Source organism: Corynebacterium genitalium ATCC 33030, assembly GCF_000143825.1.
Classification (GTDB): Bacteria; Actinomycetota; Actinomycetes; order Mycobacteriales; family Mycobacteriaceae; genus Corynebacterium; species Corynebacterium genitalium.
Genome location: NZ_CM000961.1, coordinates 420304 through 434885, shown reverse-complemented (window position 1 = coordinate 434885; position 14582 = coordinate 420304). Strand labels below are relative to the sequence as shown.

The following is a 14582-nucleotide window of genomic DNA, read 5'->3' as shown; positions in this document are numbered from 1 at the left end:
CACTTACATTCAGAAAGCGCAATGAACTCGATTGGCTTTCCTAAAGCAGGCAAATACGAATTTGCCAGGGTTATTTCTATGTCCCAAGAAATTGGGGCTATGGGAAGGAGATTTTCGTGACCGCAACGATTCACAATCGCTCGCTTGATAAGCCGGTACTACCCGCTTCCGCACGAACTTCTCCGCCCAAGGTCGATTCTTTTGAGCGCGGCGAGTGGGTCACCCTCGCTGTCTGCCGCGCCGGCGACCCGGATGCCCTCTTCGTTCGCGGTGCTGAACAGCGTAAAGCCGCCGCGATCTGTCGCCGTTGCCCGGTCCAGATGGAATGCCGCGCAGATGCCCTGGACAACAAGGTCGAGTTCGGCGTGTGGGGTGGCCTGACCGAGCGTCAACGCCGCGCCGTGCTGCGTAAGAACCCGCACGTGACCGACTGGGCCGCGCACCTCGCAGCGGGCGAGGAGATCGTCGGGCTGTAGCTCCTGACGTCGCTACAGCGATGCCGCATCGTCGCTGCAACGGAGGCGAACGGCTAGAGTGGCGGCATGACTAAATGGGAATACGCCACCGTTCCGCTGCTGACGCACGCCACCAAGCAGATCCTGGACACCTGGGGTGAGGATGGCTGGGAGCTTGTCGCTGTCACGCCCGGCCCGAACCCGGAGAATGTTGTCGCCTACATGAAGCGGGAGCTCTAAGGTGAGTGCCCTTTCGCGTATCAGCGCTTTGGGTCTCCGCCTCCCCGACGTCGCCGCCCCCGTTGCGGCGTACGTGCCCGCAACGCGGGTAGGAAACCAGGTGTGGACCTCGGGCCAGCTGCCGTTCGTTGACGGCGCGCTTCCTGCGACCGGCAAGGTTGGCGCGGAAGTCTCTGCCGAGGATGCCTACGAATACGCCCGGACATGCCTGCTCAATGCTCTCGCCGCGGTCGATGCGGGAGTGGGGCTGGATGCCGTCACGCGCGTGGTGAAGGTGGTTGGCTACGTAGCCTCCGCACCCGACTTCACCGGCCAGCCTGGTGTGATCAACGGGGCATCGGAGTTGATCGGGGAGATCTTCGGCGATGCCGGCGCGCACGTGCGCTCGGCTGTTGGTGTCGCGGTTCTGCCGCTTGACGCCCCAGTGGAGCTCGAGCTCATAGTCGAGGTGGCGTAGGGTGGGGATCATGCAGCATCCCGCTTATAGCCAACTGCGTCCTGTCACCCCGTCTGCCGCTGTCGTGCTGGCGATGAACCCCAGCTACGCAGCACTGGAGGGCACGAACTCGTGGGTTATCCGCGACCCGGAGGATGAGTACAGCATTGTCATCGACCCGGGCCCGGAAGATGAAGGTCACCTCAACGTGCTCCAGTCGTCGGCCGACAAGGTCGCTCTGGTGCTGTTGACGCACCGCCACCACGACCACGCTGACGGCGCTCACCGTTTCCGTCAGCTCACGGGCGCTCCGGTCCGCGCTTTCGACGAGCGTTACTGCAACGGTGGCGAGCCCCTCCAAAACGGCGAAATCATCGCTGTCGACGGCATCACTCCGCGCATCAAGGTCGTGCACACCCCCGGCCACACGGGCGACTCGGTGTGCTTCTACATCTACTCCGGCGACCCGGAGTCCCCGGAGTCGACGCTGGAGGGCATCTGCACCGGTGACACGATCGCCGGCCGCCACACCACGATGATCTCGGAGACGGACGGTGACTTGGGTGGATACCTGGATTCCTTGAGCACGCTCGAGGAAGACGGAGCAGGCATTAAGCTTCTGCCGGGCCATGGCCCGGAAGGCGAGGACCTGTCCGGATTCGCCCGCAAATACATTGACCGCCGCGAGTACCGGTTGGACCAGATCCGCAAGGTGCGCGCCGAGCGCGGCGCAGATGTGAGCATCAACGAGCTGGTTGATGCAATGTATGACGATGTTGATCCGGTCCTGCGCGGAGCTGCGGAACAGTCCACCCGTGTGGCCCTGCGCTACCTCGAGGGCAAGGAAGCCTAAATAGGCTCACGCGGCGCAAGCCGCCCCGGGGAGCTTAGCGCGCGCGGCGCGCGAGGTGCTCCGTGTCCACGATGACGACGGACTTGCCTTCCAGGCGGATCCAGCCGCGCTGCGCGAAGGTGGCCAGCGCCTTGTTCACCGTCTCACGTGAGGCACCGACAAGCTGAGCGATCTCTTCCTGAGTCAGGTCGTGGTTGACGCGCAGGGTGCTTCCCTCTTGGGTGCCAAAGCGGTTGGCCAACTGCAGCAGCGTCTTGGCCACGCGGCCTGGGACGTCAGTGAAGATGAGGTCCGCCAAGGACGCGTTGGTCCGGCGCAGACGGCGCGCAAGAACGCGCAGCAGCTGCTGAGAAATTTCGGGGTGCTCGTTGATCCATGTCTTGAGCATCTCGGAGTCCATCGTGGCTGCCTGAACCTCGGTCACGCACACTGCGGAGGAGGTGCGCGGGCCTGGGTCGAAGATGGACAGCTCGCCGAACATGTCGGACGGCCCCATGACGGACAGCAAGTTCTCGCGGCCGTCGGGGGCGTGGCGGGCAAGCTTCACCTTGCCGTCGATGATGATGTACAGGGTGTCGCCCGGCTCACCTTCGTCGAAGATGGTGGTTCCGCGGGGAAACGTCTCCGTCTGCATGTCACCGATGAGGTTGGTCACTGCAGCGGGGTCCACGCCTTGGAAAATGCCGGCGCGTGCCAGTGTCTCCTGTACGTCGTCCATGTGCGCTCCTTCTACTTGGCGCTTACCCGCGAGCCGAGCGTTCCAGGATGTGGAATCAGTCACCGCGACCCCGGCAGACGCGCCACGTCACACTGTGCGACTCTATCACGCGCACTGGGGCACAGGCGGAGAATCATGCGGGTTTACTCTTACCCCAAAATGAAAAATGCGCATTTAGACCGCGTTGAGGCCGTGTTTAGTCCGCTTCTAGGCAGGGTGCACGACAGCGACTTCGAGGCGTTCCATGGCCACAACGAACACGGCGAGGAACAGCGGGGCCAAAAGCGCGAAGAGAACACTCATCATGGTTCCCTATGGTAGTTGCTCGGAGCGGAGCCGGTGGTACCCATCGCTATAGTTGTGTGCATGTCCGCCCCAGATGCAGCAGGAAGTCCAGCAGGCTCCGTCACGCCAGTGCGCTTCCGCCGCCCCGGCGTGCACCCCGCGTCAAAAGGTACAGAGACTGAGCTGGGGCGCACCCGTCGCGCAAGGCGGATCAACCGCACGCTGGCCGCGACCTACCCGGATGCGCACGCGGAGCTGGACTTCACCAATCCGCTCGAGCTGCTCATTGCCACAGTACTCAGTGCGCAAACCACGGACGTGCGCGTCAACTCTGTCACCCCGGAGCTGTTTCGGCGCTACCCCGATGCAGCGAGCTATGCGGCGGCCAACGTCGACGAGATCGCGGAGATCATCCGGCCGACAGGGTTCTTCCGCGCGAAGGCGGGGCATCTGAAGGGGATTGGGGAGGCGCTCGTCGATAAGCATGGCGGCGACGTGCCCACCGCGATCGAGGATCTGGTGAAGCTGCCCGGCGTTGGCCGCAAGACGGCGCATGTGGTCCGCGGCAATGCGTTCGGGATGCCGGGGCTCACCGTGGACACGCATTTTCAGCGCCTGGTGCACCGCATGATGCTTATCGACGCATCTATCACCGACCCCGTCGCCATCGAGCACGCGATTGCCAGCGTGATTGAGAAGCGTGAGTGGACGATGTTTTCACACAGGATCATTTTTCACGGCCGACGCGTATGCCATGCTCGCAAACCAGCGTGCGGGGCGTGCCCGGTGGCGTTTGACTGCCCGAGTTTCGGAACGGGCCCTGTTGAGTGGGACGAGGCTGAGAAGTTGGTGACCGGGCCGGAGCGCGAGCACATCCTGGACATGATGGGGCGGGGTGAGAGCGAGTGAAGCGCAGTGTGCTGATCAGCGTGCTCGCCATTGTCGCCGCAACGGTGCTGGTGGTGGTCGGCGCGGTGTCGATGCTGAGGGGGCAGCCGGGCTCGAACAGCGCAGCGCCCGAAGGTGAGGAGGGGCGCAGCACCGTGACCAACACTGTGAGCGAAATAGAAGCCGGCAGCCGACCTGATTGCCCGACCGGGACTGTCGGTGGGGTGGAGCTGCCCTGCTTGGGAGCGACCTCAACGGACGGGGCTGTGGCCGATGACCAGGTTACGGTGGTCAGTCTGTGGGCGTGGTGGTGCGAACCGTGCCGTGAGGAGCTGCCTGCGCTGCAGGAATTCGCGGACGCGCACCCCGAATACAGCGTTGTCGGCGTGCACGCGGACGGGGACGCGCAGGCCGGCGCCGCGCTTCTCGACGAGCTTGGCGTGACCCTTCCGAGCTACCAGGACACCGAGAACCTTTTCGCTGCCCAGCTGAAGCTGCCCCCGGTCGTGCCGGTGCTGGTGGTGTTGCGCGGGCAGGAGACTGCTGGCGTGGTGCCCACGCCGTTTACCGACGCCGATGACATTGCCGCGGCCGTCGAGGAGGTGCTCTAAATGTCTGAGACTCCCGAGATGTCCGCGATGCTGCAGCCGGAGCGTGCGCCCCAGTGGCTGGACCCGCTGACCCACAAGCTGTCCGCGCCGGGCAGTGCCAGCTTGGTCACGAAGATGCAGGGCCACATGCGGTTTGCGTCCCAGAAATCGAAGCGGGCAGCCGTGCTCATGTGCTTCACGGGTGATCCCGAGGCGGCGACGTTGCCGGATGACGCAGAGATCCTCATCACGCACCGCACGCCGTCGTTGCGGAACCACTCCGGCCAAATGGCCTTCCCTGGCGGGAAGGTGGACCGGCAGGACTCCGGCCCGATCGACGCGGCACTGCGTGAGGCCCGGGAGGAAACGGGCCTGCAGCCCGAGCGCGTCGTGCCGCTGGCGGTCCTTGAGACCATCGCAGTGGGCCCATCGGGCAACCCAGTGAACCCCGTGTTGGCGTATGCGCAGGAGCCGGGGGAGGTGTGGTCTGCAAGCCCCAATGAGAATGACGATGTCTTCTTCGTCCCGCTCAGCCACCTCATCAACCCCGACAACCGCTTCCGTGTCACCCGGTTGGGCTGGTCCGGGCCCGCCTTCGAGCTCCACGGCTACGTGGTGTGGGGGTTCACCGCCTCGCTGCTGTCGGTCATGATCCGCGAGGCCGGGTGGGAGGAACCCTGGGAGCACAAGGATGCTGTCGACCTGCGGCATGCCTTGCGCTCGTCGCGCAACGGTGAAGGGCACGGTTTCTAGTGACCGCAGCGATCCTTGTAGACGTGTTCCTTGGCGTCATTTTCCTAGCGTCGCTGCGCAGCGGCTGGCGGCATGGTGCCTTCTCGGCCGGATTCGCCGCGCTGGGAATTGCCGCGGGTCTGATCGTGGGCATCGTGGTGTCGGCCTTCGTCGTGGACCTTGCGGATGTCACCAGCATTCGCGTGCTCCTTTTGCTGGCCACGGTGGTGCTCTTCGTCGCGCTGGGAAACATCGTGGGCACAACAGTCGGTTCTGGGCTGCGGGAACGGATGCGCTCCAAAACGACCCAGCGGTGGGACTCCGCAGTGGGCGCATTGTTGCAGCTGGTCATCGCGGTGGTGATGGTGTGGCTCGTGGCCATCCCGGTGGCCGCCAACGCCGGTGGCTCGCTGGGTAAAGGCGTGCGGGAATCCCGCGTGCTCACCGCCATCGACAGCGTCGCACCGAGCTGGGCCAACAAGGTGCCTGAGCATATCGCCGCGCTTATCGACGTCACCGGCCTGCCCCCCTTAGTCTCCCCCTTCCAAGGGGCGGGCGCAGACGTTGAGGCCGTGAATCCGGAGGCGGTCGACCCGGCCGCCATTGACGCGGCGCGCGCCGGGGTGGTGCATGTCCTGGGGGACTCGACAAGCTGCAGCAGGCACATGTCGGGCTCCGGGTTCGTGGCCGCACCGGACTACGTGATCACCAACGCCCACGTCGTTGCCGGCACCGACGAGGTCGAACTGGACACCGTGGTAGGGGTCAAACAGGCCACCGTGGTGTTCTTCGACCCGGAGGTGGATCTCGCGGTCCTCCACATCCCGAACCTAGGCATTGAGCCGATGCGGATCGCGCAGGACCCAGCCCATACCGGCGATGATGTCGTGGTCCTGGGCTATCCCGGCACCAACCCGTTCACGGCGTCCCCGGCTCGCGTGCGGGATCGGATCATGGTCTCCGGTCCGGACATTTACGCCACCGGGCGCACGGAGCGGGAGGCCTACACGCTGCGCGGGGACGTACGCCCCGGCAACTCCGGCGGCCCGGTGATCGCGCCCGACGGCGCCGTGGTCGGGGTCATTTTCGGCACGGCTGTCGACGGCTCCGAGACTGGTTTCGCGCTCACCATGGACCAGGTGCAGCGTGTGGTGGGGGAGTACGTGGGGTTGACCGCGGGCGTCGATACGCAAGCATGCGTGGCATGACGCTCACGAGAGAAAGTTCGTGAGGGCCTCGACGAAGCCCTGTGGATTCTCCACGTGGGGCACGTTCTTCGCCCCGGGGATGCTCGTGCGGGCCAGGGGGCCGCGGGTGCGGGCGCTGGAGAGTTCGTCGATACGCGTCCACACGTCTTGGGGCGGGTGGATGAGCAGCACAGGAGCGAGGGTTGGCGCGTTGGCATTGGCTTTGTTCGGCAGCGAGATGAGTTTCGGTGTGAGCATGCGGGAGTTGTGAATGATCCCGCGCAGTGCGTTGTGGATGCTGGCGGCCTGCACGCGCAGAGCGAGGGTCTCAGTGAACGCGTCGGACCGGTGGAAACCCGGCTGGGTGTTGATGGTCAGCTCGCTGCGCCACACCTGCGGAATTGCCCCGGCGAACCAGCGCAGGAACCAGCTGGGGAGGCGTCCGATAGCCACGCGCGTGGTCATGTAGATCAACTGCCATGGCCGCCGGCGCATGTAGCTGCGCAGATCGTAGGGGTGGGCTGCCGACACTGCGACGAGACTGTCGACTCGGTGCGGGTAAGCGGCCGAATACACCCAGCTCAACGCCCCTCCAGTGTCATGGCCGACAAGGTGCGCGCGCTCGTGCCCGAGGGCGGTGATCATGCCGTCGATGTCCCCGACGGCCAACAACGTATCGTCGCCGGGGCGCGACGGGGGCTTGTCCGACATCCCGTAACCGCGCATGTCCACGGCCGCGACGTGGAACCCCTCCTGAGCTAACGGTTCAATCACGTGGCGGAAGTCCAGCCACGCTCCGAATGTGCCATGAATGAGCAACACGAGCGGGTCGCGCGGATCCCCGGCGACAACTGCGTGCAGACGAATGCCGCGGGTGTGCAGCATGACGTGCTCAAACGGGCCGGGAAGGGCGACAGTGTTCGGGGAGATGGGTTGTTTCATGGGGGTGCGTCGATAAGCGAAAAGCCCGCGACAATGCGCGGGCTAAACAGCTAAAAATTAAGCGGTACTTAGTCGGTCACCTTGGTGGAGCCGGTGCCCTGCGCGGTGGGGTAGCCAGCCGGAACAGTGGTGCCGGTGCCGTAGGAGGTGTACAGCTCGGAGGTGTCCTTCTCCAGGTTCTTCTGTGCCTGGCCCGGGACGAGGCCCTTGAGCTCGTTGACGGACTGGATGGTCTTCTCCGGCTTCTTCATCGCCTGGAAGCGCTTCACGCCCACCAGGGCGAGGATGCCTGCGGTGATGAGCATGAGCAGGAAGACGATGCCGAAGCCCCATGCGTCATTCGTCCAGATGGCAATCAGCTTGGCCAGGAAGAAGAAAAAGAAGAAGGTGGAAAACAGTGCAATCACACCAGCGGCGACGAGCATGCCGCTGCCGATCGCTGCCTTCTTAGCCTCACCGACAACCTCGGTCTTAGCCAGCTCAATCTCGTTTCGGACAAGGCTGGAAACCTGCTCGGTGGCGTTGGACACCAGGGTGCCCAAAGAGTCCGCGCCCGGCTGCGTCACGTCCGTGTCGCGCAGGGGGATGGAATCGATCTTTGCCTTGTAGCTGGTCGATCCGCTGGTGTACATCCCGTCGTTGCTCACTGTTCTAAAACCTTCCTCGGGTGGGCCCCGCCCATTGCAGGCAGATTCTCAACCTTGCTTTGAGCTTTTTCAACCTATCTCAACGGAAGTCTACTGTATATGACATTCCCGCTGAGTGCGTGACGTAGGTAACGCTAGGCCTTAAGCGCTCTTGCGGCGCTGGGCTAGCCACACGCCGAAAGCAGTCAGGGCGGCGACGCTGGCGACCATGCCGGCGCCGATACCGATCTCCTTCGCGCCGGGGGAGGGGAAGAGGGGCTCCGGGTTCTTGAAGCTGCGGATGTCCCACCCGTTTGCTGCCGCATGCTTGCGCAGCCCCCGGTCGGGGTTCACGGCGACGGGGTGGCCGACCATCGCGAGCATGGGGACGTCGGTAAGCGAATCGGAGTACGCGTAGCTGCGCGCAAGGTCATACCCGCGCTCGTCGGCGAGGCGCCGCACCGCATCCGCCTTCGCGTCGCCCTTGAGATAGTGGGTGATCTCACCGGTGAGCTTCCCGTCTTTGACCTCCGCCTGAGTTGCCACAATTGTCTCGATGCCCAACTCTGCCGCGATCGGCTCCACCAGGATGGACGCGGATGCGGACAGGATGACCAGGTCGTGGCCCTGCGCGCGGTGGTAGTCGATGAGTTCCCGGGCCTCGGAGTAAATCGCTGGGGTGACCACGCTCGCCATGGTGTCGGCAACGACGTCGCGCACTTGCTCGACTGGCCAGCCCTTCACCATCGCCGCCATGCGGTCGCGGGTCGCATCCATCTTCGCACTGGAGTGGCCGGAGAACATATACGACGTCTTGGACAGGTAGAGCTCTAACGCCTCCTGGCGTGTGATCAACCCGTTGTCCATGAACCCGCGGCCGAAGGCGTAGGCCGACGAGGTGGCGATGATTGTTTTGTCCAAGTCGAAGAACGCGGCCACGCGCTCACCCGTGCCTTCGCCGACGCGTTGCGGTGACGCTGGTGACGCTGCGGCGCTGTGATCCGGGCCAGTATCTGTCATGCGAATGATTCTACATCCACAAACTGCCCAACTTGCCGCGGAAAACAGCCAGCTCACATGCGTTTGTACGGGGGCTTCGAAATATTTTTCGAACTATCTGAGTTTGGGTCTTGTGCAGAATCGAATTTATATGCCATAATCAGATCTGCACGGCCCCGATATACAGTGCGGCCGGCCCCGGCCCGATCCCCCCCTGTGGCCGGGTAAGACGGCCCGCGCACCCCCCCCCGATAGCGCGGGCCGTCTCTTATTCTCTCCGCATGCTGTCGCCGCAGCGGCCGGTTCGGGTTAAACGACAAAAGAGGATGCGGACGTTTTTTGGACAGTTTCAATCTCACGCTACATTGACTTTTCGGTATTCGGCAATGCTCAAACCATCGAGGCTGATCTTGATTCGGTGATCGTTGTAGAACTCAATGTATGTCGCGATTGCTTCTTTGAGCTCTTGGGGGTTCTGCCAGGTTCTGCCGTAGTACATTTCGTTTTTCATTCGGCCGAAGAACCCCTCGCATGCTGCATTGTCGGGGCTACAACCTTTCTTCGACATCGAGCGAAGTATTCCGAACTTCTCGGTCATACTTCGCCAGCTGCTGCCTCGATAATGTGCTCCGCGGTCTGAGTGAATCACCAAGGAGCCATCCATTGCCGGCTTTTCGGTTGCGATTGCTGCGTACAAAGTTTCTTCTGCTAACTCCATGGTGGGATGAACACTTGTTTTTGCTGCCACGACCTTCCCGTCAAAACAGTCGATGATGGCAGACAGGTACACGCGACCTTGGTTAGTAGCGAAAACACTGATGTCAGTCAGCCACAACCGATTTGGATGCTCAGCATGAAAATTGCGGTTCACCAGGTTAGGTGGTGCGGGAGAAATTTCCCCTTGATAGCTGGAGTAACGCCACTTTCGTTTCGGGAACCAGGGACGAATTCCCTCTTCGTGCATGAGACGGCGGACGACCTTCTCACTGATAACGATCCCGCGATGGCGCAGTTCCCACCAAAGTCGGCGATAGCCGTAGGTGTTATTCGACTCAGAACTAATCTCATGAAGCAATTCGCGGATACGCGCGTGCTTATCCGGAGCAAATCGCTGTTGGAGTTGGTAGTAGAAGCTTGATGCCGCAAGATCAATAGCAGCAAGCAGCATAGATAACGGAAACTCGCCGCGTAACGCGTCAACCACTTCAGCCTTGTGCTTATTGCTGAGCTGACCCGGGATGACGCTGACGTCTTTTTTTACAAGTTCCAGCTCCTTTTCCAAAACAGCCTTGTCAACGAGCAGTTGAGCCATTTGCTTTTTCAGTTCTGCAGGATCATCGGCTAATGATTTCTCGAATGCTGCTCGGGTGGGCATGCGAGTGTGCTCTTTGCGTTCTCTTTTCGACATCAAACCCCATTTTCCCTCTTCACGGTGGCGTTGTGCCCAAGAATAGACACTCATCTTTGAGCGCAGCTCGCATTCCACAGCGATGTCAGCTGGCCTCCAACCAGCGTTGAAGAGCTCAACAGCACGAAGCTTGACCTCAAACGGGTAGCGGGTCAATGTTTTTGACTGTTTGCGGGGTCGACCAGGTTTGGCGGGTTCACGCAACCATTTGTACAGCGTCCATCGCCCTGGATAACCAAGTTCACGGACGGTCTTGGTCACCGATTGAGTGCGCTTGTAAACCTGCAGAGCTCTGCGTCGCTGCTCCTTGGTGTATGAGCGGTTCATGATGGAATCCTCCAAGATTCCGTCCGCATCCCCTTTTGTCGTTTAACCCGCCGGTTCCCTGGCCCCTTAGTTGTGGTCACTGCAGTGCGCACAATGCGCGGTAAGCGCCAGATCTATCCACAGAAAAATGGTGACACGTCCGCGAAAACGGGGGTTGTCCACAGGGCCGAAAGCAACCGCTTGAGCTGGGGGTTGGCAGCGCTCACAGTGAAGCCATGCGCAGCGACACAGCACCCATCCTCATCGCCGTCGGCGACCCGATCGTGCACCCCGAGGCAACGCACCTCGCGGCCGCAACGGGCCGCCCATTGATCGACGCCCACAGTCCCGCCGACATCACCCGCCACCACTCCCGCGCCTTCGCCGTGCTTATCGACGACGAGAACCTCCCCGCCCTCACCGGCCTTCCCGAGCGCCACGGAGTGTTCCACCTGCGCAGCGACACCACCGGTGGAACAACCGACAAGGCTCCACCGGGCGCGGCCGATTCATTCGCGCTGCCGGCGGAGGCTGCCGACCTCCTCGGAGCGATTGGGAAGTTAGCACTGCGCGCGGCAACCGGGGTTGCCAGTGCCCGCACTGCGACGACGGGCACAGTACTGACGTTCATCGGCGCGGCTGGTGGTGCGGGAACGTCCACCTTCGCGGCGGCCGTTGCCCGCACAGCGTCGACGGAGGTACAACCCGTTATCGTCGACGCCCACCGTTACTCCGGCGGGATCGACTTGTTACTCGGCGTCGAGGACGTTGTCGGTGCGCGCTGGGGTGACCTCGACATCGGCCAAGGCAGTGTGGACCGGTCCCAACTGCGCCAGGCACTGCCGGTGACGAAGGATGGGATCGGGGTGCTCACCGGGGCCCGGACGGTCGTGCCCGAAGCGGCGGGGATTAGCCGCGTGGCCGCAGGGGATCTCGACCGGGTAGTCACAGCGCTGGGCACGGGCGGACTGACCGTCGTTGACGCGCCTGCAGACGGGCTGCCCAACCGGTGCGACCACGCGTTCATCCTTGCGCCGGCAGAGGTCCGGGCGGCCGCTGCCGCCGCGCTCATCGCCGCGGAATGCCGGGGCGCGAACATTCCCGTGTCCATTGTGCTGCGGCACCGCGGTTGGTCCGGGATGACCGCCGAGGAGATGGAGAACGTGACCAACACGGAGGTGGTGGCGGAAGTCAAACACGTGCCGAAGCTCGTCCGCGCAGTCGAAGTCGGCGGGTTGCCGGAACGCCTGCCGCGATCACTCACCGCGGCAGCTCGAACGATTTTGAAGGCGGCGAGCTAATGGAGCGCGCAGACATCATCGCCGCCGTGCAACGCCGCCTCGCCGACGACCCGTCAATCACGTCACCGGCCGAACTCGCGGGTCTCATCCGTGAAGAGGCGGTGGTCATCAGCGACCTCGACGTGCTGGACATCATGCGTGCTCTGCGCGACGAAACGACGGGAGCAGGGCCGCTCGAAACATTGCTCGCCATCGACGGGGTCACCGACATCTGCGTCAACGGCCCCGATGACATCTTCTTCGACCGCGGCAGTGGGCTGGAGCGCGCAGACATGAGCTTGGGTACCGACGATGCGGTGCGCCGCCTAGCCACGCGCCTAGCCGCCAGTTGCGGGTGCCGCCTCGACAGCGCGAAGCCATACGCCGACGGGCACCTTTCGCGTGTCGACGGCACCGTCTTACGCTTCCACGCCATCCTCGCCCCCACCTCCGCGGGCGGCACCTGCATTTCCCTGCGCGTGTTGCGCAGCAAGACGGCCACGTTGGACCAGCTGCGTTCCTCTGGGGCTGTGGATGGGGAAAGGGAGGCGGTGCTGAGGGGAGTCGTCGATAAGCGAAAAGCTTTTCTCGTTGTCGGTGGCACCGGGACAGGCAAGACGACGCTGCTGGCGGCCATGCTCGCGCAGGTCGCGCAGCACGAGCGCATAATCGCGATCGAGGACACTGTGGAGCTGACTCCGGCGCACCCGCACGTGGTCAACCTGACCTCGCGCGGGAAGAACACGGAAGGCGCAGGTGAGATCACCATTGCTGACCTGCTGCGACAGGCTCTGCGCATGCGGCCCGACCGGATCGTGGTGGGGGAGATCCGTGGAGCGGAGGTTGTCGATCTTCTCGCCGCGCTGAACACAGGCCATGACGGGGGTGCGGGGACTGTCCACGCCAACTCCATCGATGAGGTGCCCGCCCGGTTGGAAGCGTTGGCGGTGCTCGGCGGGCTCGACTGGGAAGCGCTGCACTCGCAGCTGGCAGCGGCGGTGGATGTGGTGATCGTGATGCGCCGGGAGAGCGACGGCCGACGCATTGTCCACCAGATCGGTGTGCTGGAAGGCAACCCGGTGGTGCCGCGGGTCGTGTGGGATTCGCGCGCCGGGCAGCGCGACGGGTACCGGGAGCTTTGCACCGAACTGGGGGTGCAGCCGTGATCTCAGTGATTTCGTGGCCGGCTGCGCTGCTGCTCGCCCTGGCCCTGTGCGTGCCGCCTGCGCGTCCTGCACTGCGCATCGGTCAAAGATCCGCCCCGATGACTCAGGCGGCCCTGCGTCCCTTGGTGGGGATCGGTGGTGTGGTGGCTGTGCTCGCAGTGCTCGCGACGGACCGGGCGACGCTGATGCTCAGCGTGTGTGTCGCCGGGGCGACAGCCATCCACTCGGTGGTGGCGGCCCGCCGGCGCCGCGCCCACCACGACCGTGCCGTTGCCGCTGCCGGCTACCTCGGCCACTTGGTCGCAGCCTTACGCGCTGGATCGAGCGTAGCCGAGGCATGCGCCCGGGCCGCCGAGCAGACCGCCGACAACGCTCCAGCAGACCTTGCCAGCGAGCTGCGCCGTGTGGCCGCCCACACGAGAAGCGGCGGGTCGGGTGCGGCGATCCTGGCAGCGTCACCCCTGCCTGAGCTGCGGGATGTCGGTGTCCTGTGGGGCTTGTCGGCCAAGCTGGGCATTCCCGTTGCGGACCTGCTCGGCAGCGCGCGGTCCCGCCTGGACAACGCTGTGCGGCACCGCAACGCTACTACGGCGGCGCTGGCGGGTCCTCGGGCAACCGCAGTGGTTCTGTCTGTACTGCCGCTCGCGGGGATCCTCATGGGGCAAGCAATGGGTGCCCGTCCGGTGGCCCTACTCACCGGCGGAGGGCTCGGCGGCCTGTTGCTGCTGGTGGGAACGGCGCTCGTCTGCGCCGGGTTCGCTACGTCGCAGGCGATCATCGGGAGGGCGGCAGGATGAGTGCGTCGATAAGCACGGTGCTGGCAACAGCCTTCCTCGCCGGGGCACTTGCTCTGCCTGGGGTGGGACCAGCGGGCCGGATAAGCGAGTCCACCCGGGACCCGAAGGCCCCGCGCGACGGGCCCGGCAACACCAGTCGATGGGGGAAGCAGAAAAAGCGGTGGGACAAGCACCGCATCGCCAGCGACATTGAACTGTTCGCCGCCTGCTTCCGCGCGGGGTTACCGGCCGCCGCGGCAGCCGCCGCAGTGGCAGAAAGCTACCAACAGGGTGGCCAGGATGAAGCACTCAACGAGGGGGAAAACGTGGGGGACACGGGGGAATCGGGTCAGCTCGCGCAGCTGGGGCAGCTCTGGCGCCGCGTTGTGGCCTACAGCGAACTCGGGATTGAACCCGAACGCGCATGGGCCGTCATGCACGGCGTCCCAGGATGCGAAGAGCTGGCGTCGACGGTCACGTTGTCGCACGCCTCAGGATCAGCGGTAGCCGATTCCTGCGACCGCATCGCCGAGTCCCTGCGCGCTGACGCAGCCGACGACGCAACGGCGGCCGCAGAACGCGCCGGAGTCCTCATCAGCATTCCGCTCGCCGCGTTCTTCCTCCCGGCGTTCTTCGTCCTCGGGCTCGCGCCCGTGGTCATCGGGTTGGGGTCAGACATGTTCGGGGGTGGATGA

At 64.0% G+C, this 14582-nt stretch carries 17 protein-coding genes; 12 read left to right on the top strand and 5 right to left on the bottom strand.

The window, feature by feature from the left end; genetic code table 11:
* Positions 1–116: 116 nt before the first annotated feature.
* The 4 genes from HMPREF0291_RS02080 (at position 117) to HMPREF0291_RS02070 (ending at position 1984) form a co-directional block, all read left to right on the top strand.
* Complete coding sequence (locus tag HMPREF0291_RS02080) at positions 117–476, top strand: WhiB family transcriptional regulator (protein WP_005287219.1); 360 nt, start codon at positions 117–119, stop codon at positions 474–476.
* A gap of 66 nt (positions 477–542) precedes the next feature.
* Entirely contained in the window at positions 543–695 is a 153-nt protein-coding gene (locus HMPREF0291_RS11715) for a DUF4177 domain-containing protein (protein WP_005287216.1), read from the top strand.
* A 1-nt stretch (position 696) separates the two neighbouring features.
* Positions 697–1152, top strand: a complete 456-nt coding sequence (locus tag HMPREF0291_RS02075; RefSeq protein WP_005287213.1) for a RidA family protein — start codon at positions 697–699, stop codon at positions 1150–1152.
* A 10-nt stretch (positions 1153–1162) separates the two neighbouring features.
* Positions 1163–1984, top strand: coding sequence for an MBL fold metallo-hydrolase (locus HMPREF0291_RS02070; RefSeq protein WP_040424000.1), 822 nt, complete (start codon positions 1163–1165; stop codon positions 1982–1984).
* Between the two features lie 34 nt (positions 1985–2018).
* Here the strand turns inward: HMPREF0291_RS02070 and glxR are convergent, their stop codons facing one another.
* Positions 2019–2702 carry a CRP-like cAMP-activated global transcriptional regulator GlxR gene (glxR, locus tag HMPREF0291_RS02065; protein ID WP_005287208.1) on the bottom strand — a complete coding sequence of 228 codons (684 nt, stop codon included), beginning with the start codon at positions 2700–2702 and terminating at the stop codon, positions 2019–2021.
* A gap of 366 nt (positions 2703–3068) precedes the next feature.
* Between glxR and nth the strand changes: the two genes are divergently transcribed.
* From nth to HMPREF0291_RS02045, 4 genes are read left to right on the top strand one after another with little or no spacing between them, the layout of a single operon-like run.
* The gene (gene nth / locus HMPREF0291_RS02060; protein WP_005287205.1) at positions 3069–3896 is read left to right on the top strand and encodes an endonuclease III; all 828 of its coding nucleotides are present in this window, start codon (positions 3069–3071) and stop codon (positions 3894–3896) included.
* On the top strand, positions 3893–4486 hold the full coding sequence (locus tag HMPREF0291_RS02055) for a TlpA family protein disulfide reductase (protein ID WP_005287204.1): 594 nt from the start codon (positions 3893–3895) through the stop codon (positions 4484–4486). Before nth ends, HMPREF0291_RS02055 begins: the two co-directional genes overlap by 4 nt.
* Complete coding sequence (locus tag HMPREF0291_RS02050) at positions 4487–5218, top strand: NUDIX hydrolase (RefSeq protein ID WP_005287202.1); 732 nt, start codon at positions 4487–4489, stop codon at positions 5216–5218.
* Positions 5218–6405: a MarP family serine protease gene (locus HMPREF0291_RS02045; RefSeq protein ID WP_005287199.1), complete on the top strand. Its 1188-nt coding sequence runs from the start codon at positions 5218–5220 to the stop codon at positions 6403–6405. The genes HMPREF0291_RS02050 and HMPREF0291_RS02045 overlap by 1 nt, the downstream gene beginning before the upstream one ends.
* Positions 6406–6408: 3 nt before the next feature.
* On the opposite strand, the gene HMPREF0291_RS02040 is transcribed toward HMPREF0291_RS02045, so the two are convergent.
* The 4 genes from HMPREF0291_RS02040 to HMPREF0291_RS02025 form a co-directional block, all read right to left on the bottom strand.
* Positions 6409–7326: an alpha/beta fold hydrolase gene (locus tag HMPREF0291_RS02040; protein ID WP_005287197.1), complete on the bottom strand. Its 918-nt coding sequence runs from the start codon at positions 7324–7326 to the stop codon at positions 6409–6411.
* Positions 7327–7394: 68 nt separating this feature from the next.
* Complete coding sequence (locus HMPREF0291_RS02035; RefSeq protein ID WP_005287193.1) at positions 7395–7973, bottom strand: phage holin family protein; 579 nt, start codon at positions 7971–7973, stop codon at positions 7395–7397.
* A gap of 141 nt (positions 7974–8114) precedes the next feature.
* Entirely contained in the window at positions 8115–8972 is an 858-nt protein-coding gene (locus HMPREF0291_RS02030; protein WP_005287190.1) for an HAD family hydrolase, read from the bottom strand.
* Positions 8973–9306: 334 nt separating this feature from the next.
* Positions 9307–10686 (bottom strand): IS3 family transposase, encoded by a 1380-nt coding sequence (locus HMPREF0291_RS02025; RefSeq protein WP_005287188.1) that lies wholly within the window; start codon positions 10684–10686, stop codon positions 9307–9309.
* A gap of 215 nt (positions 10687–10901) precedes the next feature.
* Here HMPREF0291_RS02025 and ssd point away from each other — a divergent pair, with 215 nt between their 5' ends.
* Genes ssd through HMPREF0291_RS02005 form a run of 4 tightly spaced genes read left to right on the top strand, consistent with a single transcriptional unit; the run spans position 10902 to position 14582 of the window.
* The gene (gene ssd / locus HMPREF0291_RS02020; RefSeq protein ID WP_005287180.1) at positions 10902–11966 is read left to right on the top strand and encodes a septum site-determining protein Ssd; all 1065 of its coding nucleotides are present in this window, start codon (positions 10902–10904) and stop codon (positions 11964–11966) included.
* Positions 11966–13111: a TadA family conjugal transfer-associated ATPase gene (locus HMPREF0291_RS02015; RefSeq protein ID WP_005287177.1), complete on the top strand. Its 1146-nt coding sequence runs from the start codon at positions 11966–11968 to the stop codon at positions 13109–13111. The genes ssd and HMPREF0291_RS02015 overlap by 1 nt, the downstream gene beginning before the upstream one ends.
* The gene (locus tag HMPREF0291_RS02010) at positions 13108–13908 is read left to right on the top strand and encodes a type II secretion system F family protein (protein ID WP_156774781.1); all 801 of its coding nucleotides are present in this window, start codon (positions 13108–13110) and stop codon (positions 13906–13908) included. The genes HMPREF0291_RS02015 and HMPREF0291_RS02010 overlap by 4 nt, the downstream gene beginning before the upstream one ends.
* Positions 13905–14582: a type II secretion system F family protein gene (locus HMPREF0291_RS02005; protein WP_005287171.1), complete on the top strand. Its 678-nt coding sequence runs from the start codon at positions 13905–13907 to the stop codon at positions 14580–14582. Before HMPREF0291_RS02010 ends, HMPREF0291_RS02005 begins: the two co-directional genes overlap by 4 nt.

Coding starts and splice junctions, on each gene's coding strand:
- HMPREF0291_RS11715 (WP_005287216.1), top strand. CDS start 543: ATGACTAAATGGGAATACGCCACCGTTCCGCTGCTGACGCACGCCACC.
- HMPREF0291_RS02070 (WP_040424000.1), top strand. CDS start 1,163: ATGCAGCATCCCGCTTATAGCCAACTGCGTCCTGTCACCCCGTCTGCC.
- glxR (WP_005287208.1), bottom strand. CDS start 2,702: ATGGACGACGTACAGGAGACACTGGCACGCGCCGGCATTTTCCAAGGC.
- nth (WP_005287205.1), top strand. CDS start 3,069: ATGTCCGCCCCAGATGCAGCAGGAAGTCCAGCAGGCTCCGTCACGCCA.
- HMPREF0291_RS02050 (WP_005287202.1), top strand. CDS start 4,487: ATGTCTGAGACTCCCGAGATGTCCGCGATGCTGCAGCCGGAGCGTGCG.
- HMPREF0291_RS02040 (WP_005287197.1), bottom strand. CDS start 7,326: ATGAAACAACCCATCTCCCCGAACACTGTCGCCCTTCCCGGCCCGTTT.
- HMPREF0291_RS02030 (WP_005287190.1), bottom strand. CDS start 8,972: ATGACAGATACTGGCCCGGATCACAGCGCCGCAGCGTCACCAGCGTCA.
- HMPREF0291_RS02025 (WP_005287188.1), bottom strand. CDS start 10,686: ATGAACCGCTCATACACCAAGGAGCAGCGACGCAGAGCTCTGCAGGTT.
- ssd (WP_005287180.1), top strand. CDS start 10,902: ATGCGCAGCGACACAGCACCCATCCTCATCGCCGTCGGCGACCCGATC.
- HMPREF0291_RS02015 (WP_005287177.1), top strand. CDS start 11,966: ATGGAGCGCGCAGACATCATCGCCGCCGTGCAACGCCGCCTCGCCGAC.
- HMPREF0291_RS02005 (WP_005287171.1), top strand. CDS start 13,905: ATGAGTGCGTCGATAAGCACGGTGCTGGCAACAGCCTTCCTCGCCGGG.